The sequence below is a fragment of the Achromobacter sp. ACM04 genome, assembly GCF_014851465.1.
In the GTDB taxonomy this organism is placed as follows: Bacteria; Pseudomonadota; Gammaproteobacteria; order Burkholderiales; family Burkholderiaceae_B; genus Achromobacter; species Achromobacter aegrifaciens.
Genome location: NZ_JACUZS010000003.1, coordinates 885,495 through 900,710, shown reverse-complemented (window position 1 = coordinate 900,710; position 15,216 = coordinate 885,495). Strand labels below are relative to the sequence as shown.

At 65.7% G+C, this 15,216-nt stretch carries 13 protein-coding genes; 1 reads left to right on the top strand and 12 read right to left on the bottom strand.

The window, feature by feature from the left end; translation table 11 throughout:
* Positions 1-35 precede the first annotated feature (35 nt).
* The 10 genes from IB259_RS20450 to IB259_RS20405 form a co-directional block, all read right to left on the bottom strand.
* Positions 36-779, bottom strand: a complete 744-nt coding sequence (locus IB259_RS20450; protein WP_192330011.1) for a phosphoadenylyl-sulfate reductase — start codon at positions 777-779, stop codon at positions 36-38.
* Positions 776-1,840, bottom strand: coding sequence for a sulfate/molybdate ABC transporter ATP-binding protein (locus IB259_RS20445; RefSeq protein ID WP_054450941.1), 1,065 nt, complete (start codon positions 1,838-1,840; stop codon positions 776-778). Before IB259_RS20445 ends, IB259_RS20450 begins: the two co-directional genes overlap by 4 nt.
* A gap of 12 nt (positions 1,841-1,852) precedes the next feature.
* Positions 1,853-2,752 (bottom strand): sulfate ABC transporter permease subunit CysW, encoded by a 900-nt coding sequence (cysW, locus tag IB259_RS20440; RefSeq protein ID WP_054450940.1) that lies wholly within the window; start codon positions 2,750-2,752, stop codon positions 1,853-1,855.
* Positions 2,749-3,639, bottom strand: a complete 891-nt coding sequence (gene cysT, locus IB259_RS20435; RefSeq protein WP_054450938.1) for a sulfate ABC transporter permease subunit CysT — start codon at positions 3,637-3,639, stop codon at positions 2,749-2,751. The genes cysW and cysT overlap by 4 nt, the downstream gene beginning before the upstream one ends.
* A 24-nt stretch (positions 3,640-3,663) precedes the next feature.
* Entirely contained in the window at positions 3,664-4,644 is a 981-nt protein-coding gene (locus tag IB259_RS20430; protein WP_225589316.1) for a sulfate ABC transporter substrate-binding protein, read from the bottom strand.
* A 271-nt stretch (positions 4,645-4,915) separates the two neighbouring features.
* Positions 4,916-5,557 (bottom strand): peroxiredoxin, encoded by a 642-nt coding sequence (locus tag IB259_RS20425; protein ID WP_042792543.1) that lies wholly within the window; start codon positions 5,555-5,557, stop codon positions 4,916-4,918.
* 148 nt (positions 5,558-5,705) lie between these two features.
* Positions 5,706-7,532 (bottom strand): acyl-CoA dehydrogenase, encoded by a 1,827-nt coding sequence (locus IB259_RS20420; RefSeq protein WP_192330009.1) that lies wholly within the window; start codon positions 7,530-7,532, stop codon positions 5,706-5,708.
* A gap of 10 nt (positions 7,533-7,542) precedes the next feature.
* The gene (locus IB259_RS20415; RefSeq protein WP_054450932.1) at positions 7,543-8,517 is read right to left on the bottom strand and encodes a tripartite tricarboxylate transporter substrate-binding protein; all 975 of its coding nucleotides are present in this window, start codon (positions 8,515-8,517) and stop codon (positions 7,543-7,545) included.
* A 65-nt stretch (positions 8,518-8,582) separates the two neighbouring features.
* Positions 8,583-9,350, bottom strand: coding sequence for an enoyl-CoA hydratase/isomerase family protein (locus IB259_RS20410; protein ID WP_192330007.1), 768 nt, complete (start codon positions 9,348-9,350; stop codon positions 8,583-8,585).
* Positions 9,347-10,552: a CaiB/BaiF CoA-transferase family protein gene (locus tag IB259_RS20405; protein ID WP_054450927.1), complete on the bottom strand. Its 1,206-nt coding sequence runs from the start codon at positions 10,550-10,552 to the stop codon at positions 9,347-9,349. The genes IB259_RS20410 and IB259_RS20405 overlap by 4 nt, the downstream gene beginning before the upstream one ends.
* 95 nt (positions 10,553-10,647) lie before the next feature.
* Here IB259_RS20405 and IB259_RS20400 point away from each other — a divergent pair, with 95 nt between their 5' ends.
* On the top strand, positions 10,648-11,583 hold the full coding sequence (locus IB259_RS20400) for a LysR substrate-binding domain-containing protein (protein ID WP_054450925.1): 936 nt from the start codon (positions 10,648-10,650) through the stop codon (positions 11,581-11,583).
* On the opposite strand, the gene aspT is transcribed toward IB259_RS20400, so the two are convergent.
* Both aspT and IB259_RS20390 read right to left on the bottom strand, forming a co-directional pair.
* A complete protein-coding gene (gene aspT, locus IB259_RS20395; protein ID WP_054450923.1) occupies positions 11,580-13,280 on the bottom strand; it encodes an aspartate-alanine antiporter in 1,701 nt (566 codons plus the stop codon). The two genes, IB259_RS20400 and aspT, sit on opposite strands and share 4 nt — an antisense overlap.
* 37 nt (positions 13,281-13,317) lie before the next feature.
* The gene (locus tag IB259_RS20390) at positions 13,318-15,138 is read right to left on the bottom strand and encodes a bifunctional aspartate transaminase/aspartate 4-decarboxylase (RefSeq protein WP_119450897.1); all 1,821 of its coding nucleotides are present in this window, start codon (positions 15,136-15,138) and stop codon (positions 13,318-13,320) included.
* Positions 15,139-15,216 lie beyond the last annotated feature (78 nt).

The following is a 15,216-nucleotide window of genomic DNA, read 5'->3' as shown; positions in this document are numbered from 1 at the left end:
TTCCCCTAAAACAGATTTCGAATTCGTGGGCCGCATCAGTCGGCGCGCGCCGCGATGCCGATGACCCGGTTGCCCGCATGCAGGCCGCATTCCTTGGAGTCCGACGACTCCCACCACCAGCGCCCTGCCCTGAGGTCCTCGCCCGGACGGATGGCGCGGGTACAGGGTTCGCAACCAATGGACGGGTAGCCTTGGTCATGCAGCGGGTTGTACGGGATGCCCAGCGCGCGGATGGCGGACCAGACTTCCTCTTCGCTCCATTCGGCCAGCGGATTGAACTTGTAGAGGCCGAAGGTCTGGTCGTGTTCTTCCAGCGGCAGTTCGCCGCGGGTGGTGGATTGCGCGCGCCGCTGCCCGGTGATCCAGGCGCCGCGTCCGGCCAGCGCGCGCTTGAGCGGCTCGACCTTGCGGATCTGGCAACAGGCCTTGCGCAGCTCCACGCTTTCATAGAACGCGTAGGCGCCGTGTTCGGCGACGTGCTGCTCGACCGCGGTCGCTATCGGCCGGTACACGGAGACCTCGCGGCCGTAGCGTTCGCGCACGGCGTCCAGTACGCCCAGCGTTTCGGCGTGCAGCCGGCCCGTGTCCAGCGTAAAGACTTCCAGGTCCAGGCCGGCGCTGTAGATGGCGTGCGTCAGCAGCATGTCCTCGGCCGCCAGCGAGGACGCCAGCGCGGCGTCCGGGTAGCGCTGCTGCACGTCGGCCAGGCGTGCGCCCAACTCGCGCCAGCGCGCGGCCAGGCCCGCCTCGAGTTCAGGCAAAAGATCGGTAGTGCTCATGATTGCGTCGCGAAAATGCGCGCCCGCCGCGGACGCGCCAACAGAATTTCGCCATCGCGCAGGCCCAACTCCCGGTACAGGGACTCGGGGACCTCGGCTTCGATGATGGCGTCGGAATCCTCGCTCGCCAGCTCCAGATAGGCGCTGGGCCCGGCGAGGAAGGCGTGTGCCAGGCGCACCGGAATGCCGTCAGCGCCGGCACGGTAGCGCTCGACTTCGAACTCGTGCGGCCGTACGTAGGCCGTGGCGCGCTGCGCTTCGGCCTGCGCCAGCTCTGGCGCGGGCAAGGACAGGCCGGCGCCGTTCCAGACGCCCCGCGTGGCAAAGCCCTGCAACTGGTTGACGTCGCCCAGGAAGCCGTAGACGAAGGGCGTGGCCGGTGCTTCCCAGACCTCGCGCGGCGTGCCGACTTGCTCGATGCGGCCCGAGTTCATCAGCACCACCCGGTCCGACACTTCCAGCGCTTCTTCCTGGTCATGGGTGACGAACACGCTGGCCACATTCAGCTCGTCATGCAGGCGGCGCAGCCAGCGCCGCAATTCCTTGCGCACCTTGGCGTCCAGCGCGCCGAAGGGCTCGTCCAGCAGCAGCACCCGCGGCTCCACCGCCAGCGCGCGCGCCAGCGCGATACGCTGACGCTGGCCGCCGGAGAGCTGCGCGGGATAGCGGTCGGCCAGCCAGTCCAGCTGCACCAGGCCCAGCAGGTCATGCACCTTGCGCTGGATCACGTCCTCCGAAGGACGTTGCGAGCGGTGCTTGACGCGCAGGCCGAAGGCCACGTTCTCGAACACCGTCATGTGCTTGAACAGCGCGTAGTGCTGGAACACGAAACCGACCTGGCGCTGGCGCACGTCCACCGCGGTAGCGTCTTCGCCCGCGAACAGCACGCTGCCGGAATCAGCCGACTCCAGCCCCGCGATGATGCGCAGCAGCGTGGTCTTGCCGCAGCCCGACGGGCCCAGCAGCGCGACCAGCTCTCCCGTCTCGATATGCAGCGAGACGTCGTTGAGCGCGCGGAACTGGCCGAAGCGCTTGGATAGATTGCGGACTTCGATACTCATGCTTGTCTCCTGTCAGGCCAGGGCCGGCTTGATGGCGGCCGGCTGGCCGGGATACTCGACCGGCAGGTCGGCGGCCTGCTGAAAGCGCGCGTTGCGCCACTCGACGACGTTCTTGGCCACCAGCGTCACCAGCGCCAGCAGGGCCAGCAACGACGCCACGGCGAACGCCGCGGAATACTGGTACTCGTTGTAGAGAATCTCGACGTGCAGGGTCATGGTGTTGGTCAGGCCGCGGATCTGCCCGGACACCACCGACACCGCGCCGAACTCGCCCATGGCCCGCGCGTTGCACAGGATGGCGCCGTACAGCAGGCCCCACTTGATGTTCGGCAGCGTGACGCGCCAGAAGATCTGCCAGCCGTTGGCGCCCAGGGTCAGCGCAGCCTGCTCTTCCTCGCTGCCCTGCGCCTGCATCAGGGGGATAAGCTCGCGCGCCACGAACGGAAAGGTCACGAAGAGCGAGGCCAGCACGATGCCCGGCACCGCGTAGACGATCTTGATGTCATGTTCCTGCAGCCAGCCGCCGAACCAGCCCTGGGTGCCGAACAGCAGCACGAACACCAGGCCGGCCACCACCGGCGACACCGAGAACGGCAGGTCGATCAGGGTGATCAGGAACTGCTTGCCGCGGAACTGGAACTTGGTGATCGCCCAGGCCGCGGCCACGCCGAACACCAGGTTTACCGGCAGCGCGATGGCCGCCACCAGCAGCGTCAGTCGGATGGCGGACAGCGCGTCCGGCTCGACGATGGCGTCCAGGTACAGCTGCCAGCCCTTCTTGAAGGCTTCGGCGAATACCGCTGCCAGCGGCACCAGCAGGAACAGCGCCAGGAATCCCAGCGCGATGAAGAGCAGCACGCCGCGCACCCAGCGCGGCTCGGTCAGATGGGCGGGACGGTCCGCGGCGCTCATGCGAGCCTCCCGAGGTTGCGGCGGGCCTGCCAGCCCTGCAGCAGATTGATGACGAGCAACAGCGCGAAGGACAGCACCAGCATCACCGTGGCAATGGCGGCAGCGCCCGCGTAGTCGAATTCCTCGAGCTTGGCGATGATCAGTAGCGGCGTGATCTCGGACACCATCGGCATGTTGCCGGCAATGAACACCACCGAGCCGTACTCGCCCACCGCGCGTGCAAACGCCAGCGCGAAGCCCGTCATCAAGGCGGGCATGATGATGGGCAGCAGCACCCGGCGTATGGTCTGCCAGCGGTTGGCGCCCAGGCTGGCCGCGGCCTCCTCGATTTCGCGCTCCACGTCTTCCAGCACCGGCTGCACCGTGCGCACCACGAACGGCACGCCGATGAAGATCAACGCGATCACGATGCCCAAGGGCGTAAATGCCACCTTCCAGCCGAACCAGTCGGCCAGCGGTCCGCCCAGCCAGCCCTTCTGCGAATACAGCGAGGTCAGCGCGATGCCCGCCACCGCCGTGGGCAGCGCGAACGGCAGATCCACCAGCGCATCCAGAATCTTCTTGCCCGGAAAGCGGTAGCGCACCAGCACCCAGGCCACCACCGTGCCGAACACCAGGTTCACCAGCGCCGCGATCAACGACGCGCCGAAGGTCAGCTTGTACGAGGCCAGCACCCGCGGCGCGGTCACCGCGTCCCAGAAGCCTTGCCAGCCCAGGCCCGCGCTCTTGATCGGCAAGGCCGCCAGCGGAATGAGCACGAGGATGCTGAGGTACAGCACCGCGTAGCCCATCGAGATGCCGAATCCGGGCAGCACGCCCGGGCTGTTGCGCCGAAAGGCAAAAGGCGCTTGCGCGCCGCTTGCCACCGGGTTCGAGGCTGTCGTCATGGCCGTCGTCCGATCGTCAGATGCTTATTTCTTTTGCGGCAGGTAGATCTGGTCGAAGGTGCCGCCGTCGCTGAAGTGGTCCTTCTGCGCCTTGCGCCACCCGCCGAAGATCTTGTCGTCGATGGTCACGAGCTTGACCTTGGGAAACTTGCTTTCGTACTTGGCGGCCACGGTCTTGTCGATGGGCCGGTAGTAGTTCTTGGCAATGATTTCCTGCGCGGCGGGCGTGTAGAGGAATTCCAGATAGGCCTGCGCCGCGGCGCGGGTACCCTTCTTGTCCACGACCTTGTCGACCACGGCCACCGGCGGCTCGGCCAGGATGGACAGCGACGGCACCACGATGTCGAACTTGTCCGGACCCAGCTCTTCCAGCGCCAGGAAAGCCTCGTTTTCCCAGGCCAGCAGCACATCGCCCACGCCGCGCTCCACGAAGGTGGTGGTGGCGCCGCGCGCGCCAGTGTCCAGCACCGGCACGTGCTTGAGCAGGTCGCCCACGAAGGCGCGGGCCTTGTCCTCGCTGCCGCCGTTCTTCTCCAGCGCATAGGCCCAGGCGGCCAGGTAATTCCAGCGCGCCCCGCCCGAGGTCTTGGGATTGGGCGTGATGACCTGCACGCCATCCTTGACCAGGTCGTCCCAGTCCTTGATCTGCTTGGGGTTGCCCTTGCGCACCAGGAACACGATGGTGGAGGTGTAGGGCGAGCTGTTCTGCGGCAGGCGGGCCTGCCAATCGGCAGGCAGCAGCCCACGGTCGGCAACCGCGTCGATGTCATAAGCCAGCGCCAGCGTCACCACGTCGGCTTCCAGGCCGTCGATGACGGAGCGCGCCTGGCGGCCCGAACCGCCGTGCGATTGGCGGATGGTCAGGTCGACGTTGGCCTTGTCCTTGTATTGCTTGATGAACGCATCATCGATGGCGCGATACAGCTCGCGGGTCGGGTCATATGAGACATTCAGGAGCGTCTGCTTCTGCTGTGCCTGCGCCGGCGCAATCGCGGCAAACGACATCGTCACTGCGGCCAAGGCGGCCAACCAACCGGCTTTCCTGAAAGACATCCCATGCTCCCTGTGTTCGGCAATGTGGGAGCAAGTGTGCTGGCTGGGCGTTCTGAACGGAACGAATCATTATTTGGTTGCTCATCGCTCGCAGGCATATAGGACCGGTGTCCCAGCAATGGGAATTTGCCCTGGCCCCATGCGCGCCCCAATGAAAAACCGCCGCCTCCCCAAGGGGCAGGCGGCGGTTGCTAACGGGGACCCGCCCCTTCGATTTCCGAATTTACTTATTCGGCTGAGGCGTAATGCGCAGATAGGGACGCACGGCCTTGTAGCCCTTCGGGAATTTCTGCTTGATCACGGCCTCGTCCTGCAAGGACGGAACAATGATCACATCGTCGCCGTCTTCCCAGTTCACCGGCGTGGCCACGCTGTGGCTGTCGGTCAGCTGCAGGGAGTCGATGACGCGCAGGATCTCGTTGAAGTTGCGGCCGGTGCTGGCCGGATACGTGATGGTCAGGCGCACCTTCTTGTTGGGGTCGATGATGAACACCGAGCGTACGGTCAGCGTGGCGTTGGCGTTCGGATGGATCATGTCGTAAAGCTCGGACACCTTGCGGTCCTTGTCGGCCAGGATCGGGAAGTTGACCTTGGTGGACTGCGTGTCGTTGATGTCCTCGATCCACTTGGTGTGCGAATCGGTGCCGTCCACGGACAGCGCCAGCACCTTCACGTTACGCTTGGCGAATTCGTCGGCCAGCTTGGCGGTGTAGCCCAGTTCAGTGGTGCAGACGGGCGTGAAATCGGCCGGGTGCGAGAAAAGAACACCCCAGCTGTTGCCCAGATACTCATGGAAGCGGATCGGCCCTGCCGAAGATTCCTGTTCGAAATCAGGGGCGGTGTCGCCCAGGCGTAGATGACTCATGGTGTCTCCAGTGTGCGGATGCAGGTTGGGGGCTGGCCGCCCGTCGCGGCGGGCAGCGCAGGAAAAGCGTTTCATGGCGCAGGTCAGCGTCTGTGAAACGATTCTTCCATCAAACCTGTAGCCGGGGAAATACGCAAGTCATATAACCTTATGCAATATTCAAGCTGGCGCCGCAGGCGTCCGCCACCGCCCCGGCCCGCACTGCGGCGGACAGGGCCAGCGCGCGCGGCAGGATGTGGGCGCCGTAGAACAATCCCGTCGCCAGCTTGGCCCCGTAGAACGGATCGGTGGAACCTGCCGCCAGATGCCGGCGGCAGGCCAGCACGGCCCGCGCCATCTGCCAGCCGCCGTGCACCACACCGGCCAGCATCAGATAGGGCACGCTGCTGGAATAGACCGCCCTGATATTGGTCGGCGACTGCTCTAGGATGAATGCCACGCCGGCCTCGTAGGCCTGGATGGCGCTGTCCAGGTTGTCGCGCAGCAGGCGCAGTCCTTCGCGATCGTCCGCCGACGCGCGCATCGCCTCGTTCTCGACTGCGCGCAGCGTCTCGCGCATCGCCGCGATCGCGGCATGGGCGGTGGCGCCGCCGTCGCGCTGCGTCTTGCGGCTGACCAGGTCATTGGCCTGGATCGCGGTCGTGCCTTCGTAGATGGGCAGGATGCGCGCGTCGCGGTAATACTGCGCGGCCCCGGTTTCCTCGATATAGCCCATGCCGCCGTGCACCTGCAGGCCCAGCGATGCGACCTCGACCGCGGTCTCGGTGGAGAATCCTTTGACGATGGGCACCATGTACTCATAGAAGGCCCGGTTGCGCGAGCGCTGCTCCGGATCCGGATGATGCGTGCCCTTGTCGTGCGCGGCCGCCGTCACGTAGGACACGGCGCGCGCCGCCTCGGTCAGCGCCTTCATGGTCATCAGCATGCGCTGCACGTCCGGATGGCGCACGATGGCCACGGGGCCGGCCGACCCTTCGACCGCGCGGCCCTGCACACGCTCGCGCGCATAGGCCAGGGCATGCTGATAGGCGCGTTCGGACACGCCTATGCCCTGCTGCCCCACCGAATAGCGGGCGGCATTCATCATGATGAACATGTATTCCAGGCCGCGGTTCTGCTCGCCGACCAGATAGCCGATGGCGCCTTCGCCCACGTCGCCCTTGCCCGAACCGTACATGAGCACTGCGGTGGGACTGCCGTGGATGCCCAGCTTGTGCTCCAGCGACGCGCACCAGACGTCGTTGCGCTTGCCCAGGCCGCCGTCGGCCTGCACCAGGAACTTGGGCACGATGAAAAGCGAGATCCCCTTCACGCCGGCCGGCGCGTCCGGCGTGCGCGCCAGCACCAGATGGATGATGTTCTCGGCCAGATCGTGGTCGCCATAGGTGATGAAGATCTTCTGGCCCGTCAGCCGGTAGCTGCCGTCGTCCTGCTTCACCGCACGAGTCGCGACCTGCGCCAGGTCCGAGCCGGCCTGCGGTTCGGTCAGGTTCATCGTGCCGGTCCACTTGCCGCCGATCAGCTGCGGCACGTACTGCTTGCGTTGCGCGTCCGATCCGACCGTCAACAAGGCTTCGATCACGCCGTCCGTCAGCATGGGACACAGGGAAAACGCCAGGCTGGCCGCCTGGATGTTCTCGCCCGGCGCCGCCGCGACCAGCTTGGGCAGGCCCTGCCCGCCCCACTCCACCGGATGCTGCAAGCCCTGCCAGCCGCCCGCGGCGTAATCCTTGAAGCCCTGCGCGTAGCCCGGCGTGGTCGTGACCTGGCCATCCTTCCAGACCGGCGGCTGCGTATCGCCCGGCACGTTCAAAGGCGCCACGGCCTGCTCGACGAAGCGGCCGTTTTCTTCCAGGATGGCGTCCACCAGATCCGGCGTGACTTCTTCGAAGCCGGGCAGTTTCAGGACGTCATCGAGTCCTGCCAGCTCCTTCAAAGCGAAGCGGAAGTCCTGCAGCGGGGTTACGTAGGGCATGGGGTCTCCATCAATTGGCCGTTTCCTGACTCTCTTTGGCCAATCTTAAACCCTTGCTTCCTTCCTTGCGGGCATACTCCCCGAACGCGGCCAAGGACGCGGACGGCGTCACTTCCTCGTATCCGGCCGCCATGCCCTGCTGCACATCGGCCAGCGCCAGCACATCGTTGCTGGCCTTGAACAGCGTGTCCAGCACCTGCGGCGGCGTGCCCTTGGGAGCAAAGATTCCCCACCAGTTGGACACGTCATAGCCGGGCACGGTCTGCGCGATGGTCGGATAGGGCAACAGGCGCGAGGGCTGGCCAGACGTGACCGCCAGGGCCACCACCTTGCCCGTATCGATCACCGACTTGGCCGAAGGCGCCGTGGCGAACGAGATATCTGTGTCGCCCGCCGCCACGGACTGCGCCGCCGCGGCGCCCCCCTTGAAGGGAATGTGCATCAGCTTCACGTTGGCAAGCGTCATGAACTCGACCGCGGCCAGATGCGTGATGACGCCGTTGCCGGACGAGGCGACATTGATGGACCCCGGCTTGCTCCTGGCCCGGTCTATCAGGTCCTGCACGCTTTTCAGCCCCAGCTTTGCGTTCGCGATCAGGACCATGGGGCCGGTCGTGAGCTGGGCCACGGGCACGAAGTTGTCCGGCGTGTAATCCACCTTGTACAAGGCGCTGTCGCTGCCCATGACGCTGGAATTCCCCAGGTACAGCGTGTAGCCGTCGGCGGCGGCGCGCGCGGCCAGGCTGGCGCCGATCGTGGAACCGGCGCCAGGGCGGTTTTCCACGACCACCGGCTGCTTCAATTGCCTGGCCAGCGCATTCGCATAGACCCGCCCCACTTGATCCGCCCCGCCGCCGGGCGGGAACCCGATCACCAAGGTCAGGGGTTTGGAGGGATAAGGATCGGCGGCATGCGCGGCGCCGGACATCGCGGACAAGGCGATGGCGGCAAGCAAGGCGCCATGGACGGCAATAGCAGGTTTCATCAGGGTCTCCTTTGATGGAATCGGAGCCGCTTGTGGCGCGGCTCTCTGGTCATGCGCCGGCCGCGTCAGCGGCCGGTGAAATCCGGCGCGCGCTTCTCCTTCCACGCCCGCGCGCCCTCGGCCAGGTCGCGGGACTGCTCGGAACGCAGCACCGCCTGCTCGATTGCGGCCAGATCGAGCTCGCCCCGCGCGAGGCGGTTCAGGTGCGCTTTCACGCCGAACAGCGGAATCGGAGCCATTGCCGCAATCTGCGCGCTCAAGTCGTCCAGCCGGGCCGATAGCATTTCTTGCGGTACCAGCTCCGTCAGGAATCCGATGCGCAGCATTTCGTCGGCCTGGATTTTTTCCGCCGTCAGGAACAGGCGCTTGGCCTGGTCCAGGCCCAGGCGCGTCACATAGCGCGACATGCCGCCCGCGTAGAAGTGCAGGCCCAGGCGCGTGGCCGGCATGAACATGTCGGACTGCGGCGTGCCGATGCGGAAATCGCAAGCCAGGCACAGGTCCGTGCCGCCGCCATAGGCCCCGCCCTGCACCGCCGCGATGGTCACTGGCCGCGCCGCCTCGATCAGGTCCATGGTCTGGCCAAAATAAAGAGAGCTGGGCGCGCTGTCGGACGCCAGGGACGAAATGTCATACCCGCTGCAAAAATACTTGCCGTCGGATTGAAAGCGCAGCACCCGCACGGCGTCGTCCGCGTTGACCCTGTCCAGATGCTCTCTCAGGACCGCCAGGTCCTGCGGCCCGAGCCGGTTGGCATGGCCGGGCCTGCGCAGCCGGATGGTCGCCACGTGGCCGTCGACGGCAAGGCTGGGCGTATCGGCGGAACCCGTCATGTGCACGTCTCCGCCTGATGCGCCACGCCCTCGGCCAGCAGCCGGTCGATCTCGGCATCTGCCATCCCGTAACGGGCGAATACCTCGCGCGTGTGCTGGCCGAACACGGGCGGAGCGCGGCGGCTCGGCGCCTGCGCGCCGCTCAGGCCCAGGGGCAGGTCCACCTGCCGCAATTCGCCCAACACCGGATGCGTCAACGAGCGGACCAGTCCGCAAGCCTGCACCTGCGCGTCGGCGAACACATCCTCCAGGGTATTGATGGGCCCTGCGGGAATGCCGCCCTCGATCATCAGCGCGGTCCATTCCATGCGCGTCTTGCGCTTGAGCCCCGCCTCCAGCTCCTGCTTCAACGCATAGCGGTGCTGCATGCGCTCGGCGTTCGTCAGGAACCGCTCGTCGGACACCAGATGGGAGAGTCCGAGAATGCCGCAAAGCCTGACCCACATCGCCTGGGTCGCGGGCGCCAGGTTGAGCGGCCCATCCGCGGTTTCGAATGTGCCGTAGGGCGCGATGACCGGATGCACGTTGCCGCAGGGTTCCGGGATCTCTCCCTTGCTGAGGTAGCGCTGGCCCTGCACGCTGAGCAACGCCATGAGGCCCGCCAGCAGCGAGGTTTCCACATGCTGCCCGCGACCAGTCGAGGCGCGCTGCGCGACGGCGGACAGTATTCCTATCGTCAGCCACATGCCCGCGCTCAAGTCGCCGACGGCTACGCCCACCCGCATCGGCCCCGATTCCGGCGTGCCGGTCAGGCTCATGAAGCCCGAATAGCCCTGCGCGACCTGATCGAATCCGGCCCAGTCCCGTGCCGGCCCCTTGCTGCCAAAGCCGGAAATCGACGCCATGATCAGGCCCGGATGCTCTTGCGCCAACGCCTCGTATCCCAGGCCCATCGCCTCCATCGTTCCGACCTTGAAGTTCTCGACCACGATGTCGGAAGCCAGGGCCATCTTGCGCAGCAGCGCGATCCCTTCCGGCTTGCGGAAGTCCACGCCTATGCCTTGCTTGCTGCGATTGGCACTAAGATAATAAACACTTATGTCGTCATCGAAGGGGCCCCACTGCCGCGCCATCTCGCCGGCGGGCATGGGTTCCACCTTGACGACCTCGGCGCCCAGGTCTCCCAGAATCATTGTGCAGAAAGGCCCGGAAAGGGCCCGAGTCAGATCCAGCACTTTCAGCCCTGCCAATGGCAGACTCATGTTCGTCCTCCCGTGATGCGAAGCCCATTCTAGGCAGCGCTTCACAGGTCCCGAAAATACTGTTTTCCGATCCATTCATAAGATTTTCTTATCCAATGAATCTGCGTCAGCTCAAGTACTTCGTCCGGGTGGTTGAAATGCGCAACATGACCCGGGCCGCCGAAAGTCTGCATGTGGCGCAACCCGCGCTGAGTCAGCAGATGGCGCTGCTGGAGGAAAGCCTGGGCGTCGCACTGCTGGTGCGCGGGGTCAAAGGCGCCCAGCCCACCGCGGAAGGCCTGTTGCTGTACCGGCACGCGCAAACCATCCTGCGTCAGGTCGACAGCACTCGCAGCCTGCTGTCCAAGACCGGGGACCAGGTCACCGGCACGGTGTCGATAGGACTGGCCTCCAGCACCGCGCGCATGCTGGCGTTGCCGCTGATGCGCCGGGCCAAGGCGGAGCTGCCTTCGGTGGTGTTGGAAATCGTCGATGTGCCCAGCGCGGACCTGACCAAGCTGGTGCTGCAGGGACGCATCGATTTTTCCTTGTCGCCGGACCAGCAACCCATGCAGGGACTGCTGCGCACGCCACTGCTGCGCGAGAGCCTGTTCCTGCTGGCTCACGCCAGCGTCGCGCTGCCGCGCCGCACGCTGGCCATCGCGGACTTCGCCGCCTTGCCCCTGGTTCTGCCCAGCCTGCCCAACACGCTGCGCGCACGCCTGGACCATGCCTTCCTGACCGCCGGCCTGACCTGCAATCTGTTTGCCGAAGCCAGCACCTCGGCCATCCTCGTCCCCGCGGTGCGCAGCGGCATGGCCGCCACGATCCTGCCCTGCTCGGCCGCGCAGCCCGAAATCGCGGAAGGGTCGATCGTGGCGCATGCCCTGGACGACACGCTGTCGCGCGAACTGGTGCTATGCGCCAGCGAGAGCCTGCCCCCCACGCCGGCGGTGAGCCAGATCATGGCCTTGTGCAAGGACGAAATAAAACGCCTGATCGACGATCAGGCGTGGCAGGGATGCGCGCTGCTGAAGCAGAGCCCGCGCTAACCCAGATGGTGCGCCAGCGACACGATGATCGGCCCCAGCACTGGCAGCAGCACGTTGGCGATGGCGTAGGTCACCGTGTAGCCCAGTAGCGGCACGGAACTGCCGCTGGAGGTCAGGATGGCGCTGATGGCCGGCGTGCTGACATGCTGGCCAGCGATGGCGCCGACCAGCAAGGGACCTTCGATCTTCAGGATCTTGTGTCCCACCCACAGCGACAGGCAGGCAGGCCCCAGCGACACCAGCAGGCCGATGAGCGGCAATACCGCGCCGTGCTCGCGGATCAGCGCGATGGCTTCCGGCCCCGCCGACAAGCCCACGCAGGCCACGAACACAGCCAGGCCCAGATCCTTCAGCAACTGCACGGCATGGTCCGGCATGTGGCCTATCGAGGGCCGTTTGGCGTTAATCCAGCCGCAGACCAGACCGCTGACCAGCGCGCCCCCGCCACTGCCCAGCGACACGGGGATGCCCCACATCCGCGCGCTCAGGCTGCCGATCAACAAGCCGGCCAGGATGCCGAACGCCAGGAACACCAGGTCGGTCACGCCGCTGCGCCGCAGCTCATTGCCCAGCGCCGCGCCGGCCTGGGAGAGTTCGGGCTCGGCGCCGACCAGCGTAACCAGGTCGCCGTATTGCACCACGGTGGCTGGCGTGATCGGCAAGGAATGGCCCGAGCGCACGATGGACTGCAGGAACACGCCGCGCGCGCGCTGGGCGTTGGGCCGCTTCGCCAGTTCGCCGACGGTATGGCCATTGACGGCTTTCTTGTTGACGATGACGGCCAGCTCGCTCAGCTGCAAGTCGTCGGCATGCGCCTCCGGCAGCTGGATTTCGGGTCCGATGACGGAACCCGCGCGCAGCGCGAAGCGCCGCAAGCCCAGCACCACCACGATGTCGCCCGTGGCCAGCATGTCGCCGGGCGTGGCGTCCACCGCCTCGCCATTGCGCAGGATGCGGCTGATGACGGTGCGTCCGCCCAGCGCGGCCTCCACTTCAGCCACGCTTTTGCCATCCGCGTCCTTGACCACATGCGAGCGTCCCACCAGCCGCGGCAAGGTGGGCATGTTCGCGTCCTCGCCCTCTCCGGCCGCCACGCCGAGCTTTTCCTCCAATGCCTTGGAAGCCTCGCGCAGATTCATGCGCAACAGGGCTGGCGCTACCTGGCTGGTGAAGAACACGATGCTGATCAGGCCAACCAGATAGGTCAGCGTGTAGGCCGTGGCGATGTTGGCTTCCATGCGCTGGACCTCGGCATCCGCCAGGCCCAGATGCTTGAGCGCCTCTGCCGCCGTGCCTACCACGGCCGATTCGGTGGCCGCGCCGGCCGCGAGGCCCGCCGCCGTCCCAGCGTCCAGGCCGAACAGCGGCACCGCGGCCAGCACGATGGTCAGCACCAGCAATGCTTCGATGATAGGCAGCGCGATGTAGCGCAAGCTGGAGCGGTTCAGGTTGGCAAAGAACTGCGGCCCGCCCGAGTACCCCATCGCGAATATGAACAGGGCGAAGGCGACTTCCTTGAGGTCGCCGCGCATCTGACAACCCGTCTGGCCGATCAGCAGGGCGACGATGAGTGTTCCGCACACGCCGCCTAGCTGGATCGGTCCGACTTTCAGCTTGCCGATCAGGTATCCCAAGCCCACCGTCACAAACAGCACTGCGATGGGAACGCTATTGAAAAACCCGACCGTACAAGTCATGTCGTCATGTCGCCCTGGAGGTTGCTGCCCGGCCCGCCTACTTGCGCGCCACGGCCTTCTTGGCGGACTTCGCCGCCGTGTCGGCCTTCTTCACTGCCTTCTTGACCGCTTTCTTGGCTGCCGCGGTCTTGCCCGCCTTGCGCTTGGCCGCGGGCGCCTTCGTGGTCTGGCCCTTGCCGGCCGTCGGGCCCGAACGCACCAGTTCGCCGGCCTTCCACGCCTCGACGTACTCGGTGGCGGCTTCGACCATATGCTTGCCGATCTTGGCGTAGTCGCCGTCGTCCAGGTTCGCCAGCGACACGCGGATCGACCATGGCGGACCGCCGAAGCCGCCGCCGTCCATCAGCACCACGCCGGATTTCTCGGCCAGGCGGAACAGGAAGTCGACCGGCTCGTAGTTGGCCATCATGTACTTGCAGAACGCATCGCCGTACGTGATCTTGGCCCAGACCATGAAATCCAGCTCGACGTAGTACCAGGCGCGCATCGGATCTTCGGGCGGCATGGGTATGCCCAGGCCGCGCCACAAGGCATCGCGGCGCGCGCGCACGATCTTCATCGTCAGGTGCTTGTAGGAGTCCTTCAGGTCCATCAGGTGCGACAGCGCGAAGAATCCCATCTGCACCTGCTGCGGCAAGGACAGGCCCGCGGTGTGGTTCAGCGCGACGTTGCGGCTGTCGGCCACCAGCCGGTCGATGAACTTGAGCTTTTCGGGCTCCATCGTCATGGCGCCATAGCGCTTGTTCAGGCGCTGTTTCCAGGATGCAGGCAATTCGGCGATGCGGCGGTCCATGGTGTTCTTTTCATGGGTCGCAATCACGCCCAGGCGCCATCCCGTGCAGCCGAAGTTCTTCGAGAACGAGTACACGCAGATGGTGTTGTGCGGCACTTCCGCCATCAGCGAGCGGAAGTTCGGCACGAAGGTGCCATAGACATCGTCCGTCACCAGCACCAGGTCCGGATTCTTGCGGATCAGGCGCACGATCTGCTTCATCTCGACCGGGCTGAACGCCACCGACGGCGGGTTGCTGGGGTTGACCGTGACCGCCAGCTTGATCTTGGGATTCTCGAGCTTGGCGATTTCGGACGCCGGATAGTGCCAGTCGTGCGTGCCGTCGGCCCGCAGGCTGCTGGCGTTGATCGGCACGATCTTGAACTGGAAGCGCTCCAGATGCGAGATCTCGATATAGGGCGTGAAGGTCGGCAGGAACAGCGCGATGGTATCGCCCTGCTTGAGCAGGCCGTTCTGCATCAGCGAATCGAAGATGTAGCACATGGCCGCCGTGCCGCCTTCGACCGGGAACAGGTCGAACTTGCCCTTGGGCGGACGGCCGTCGCACATTTCCTTGATCAGGTAATCGTGCACGATCTGTTCAAGATGGACCAGCGCGCGCGGCGGCACGGGATAGTTGTCGCCGATGATGCTGTCCGTCAGTTCATGGACCCACGCGTCGGGGTCGAAGCCCTTGACCTTGACGCCGTACTCCAGCACGCCGACCAGGAAATCGTAGCCGTCCATGCCTTTGTGCTTGGCCAGGAACTTGCGCATCCGGTCGGCGCAGCCCTTCTTGGCCGGCATGCCCGCCAGGATGGACTCGTCGCGCACGCGGCGCGCTTCCTTCATCGCGAACTGGCCCATCAGGAAGAAGGCGTCGCGCGGTTCGGTGGCGATCCAGTTAGGGTTGCCGCGGCCCGCGTTCAGCATGGTGATCGCGGCGGTGTGCTGGTTGTCCTTGGCCAGCGTGATCAGGTAGTCCTTGAGTTCAAACGGAGAAAGCTGCTCCAGGTCGCGTTGGCGCGAACGGGTGGTTTTCAAGGCCGAAGCCAGGCTGACGGTAAGAGGCGCGGTGGAAGCCATTGTTCAGTACTCCTGGTTTGCATGGTGACAGGCGCTGAGCGTCGCCGGCCGCGCCGGCGCGCTTGCAAAACGCCCCGC

Coding starts and splice junctions, on each gene's coding strand:
- IB259_RS20390 (WP_119450897.1), bottom strand. CDS start 15,138: ATGGCTTCCACCGCGCCTCTTACCGTCAGCCTGGCTTCGGCCTTGAAA.
- IB259_RS20405 (WP_054450927.1), bottom strand. CDS start 10,552: ATGAGTCTGCCATTGGCAGGGCTGAAAGTGCTGGATCTGACTCGGGCC.
- IB259_RS20450 (WP_192330011.1), bottom strand. CDS start 779: ATGAGCACTACCGATCTTTTGCCTGAACTCGAGGCGGGCCTGGCCGCG.
- IB259_RS20400 (WP_054450925.1), top strand. CDS start 10,648: ATGAATCTGCGTCAGCTCAAGTACTTCGTCCGGGTGGTTGAAATGCGC.
- aspT (WP_054450923.1), bottom strand. CDS start 13,280: ATGACTTGTACGGTCGGGTTTTTCAATAGCGTTCCCATCGCAGTGCTG.
- IB259_RS20425 (WP_042792543.1), bottom strand. CDS start 5,557: ATGAGTCATCTACGCCTGGGCGACACCGCCCCTGATTTCGAACAGGAA.
- IB259_RS20415 (WP_054450932.1), bottom strand. CDS start 8,517: ATGAAACCTGCTATTGCCGTCCATGGCGCCTTGCTTGCCGCCATCGCC.
- cysW (WP_054450940.1), bottom strand. CDS start 2,752: ATGAGCGCCGCGGACCGTCCCGCCCATCTGACCGAGCCGCGCTGGGTG.
- IB259_RS20430 (WP_225589316.1), bottom strand. CDS start 4,644: ATGTCGTTTGCCGCGATTGCGCCGGCGCAGGCACAGCAGAAGCAGACG.
- IB259_RS20445 (WP_054450941.1), bottom strand. CDS start 1,840: ATGAGTATCGAAGTCCGCAATCTATCCAAGCGCTTCGGCCAGTTCCGC.
- cysT (WP_054450938.1), bottom strand. CDS start 3,639: ATGACGACAGCCTCGAACCCGGTGGCAAGCGGCGCGCAAGCGCCTTTT.
- IB259_RS20410 (WP_192330007.1), bottom strand. CDS start 9,350: ATGACGGGTTCCGCCGATACGCCCAGCCTTGCCGTCGACGGCCACGTG.
- IB259_RS20420 (WP_192330009.1), bottom strand. CDS start 7,532: ATGCCCTACGTAACCCCGCTGCAGGACTTCCGCTTCGCTTTGAAGGAG.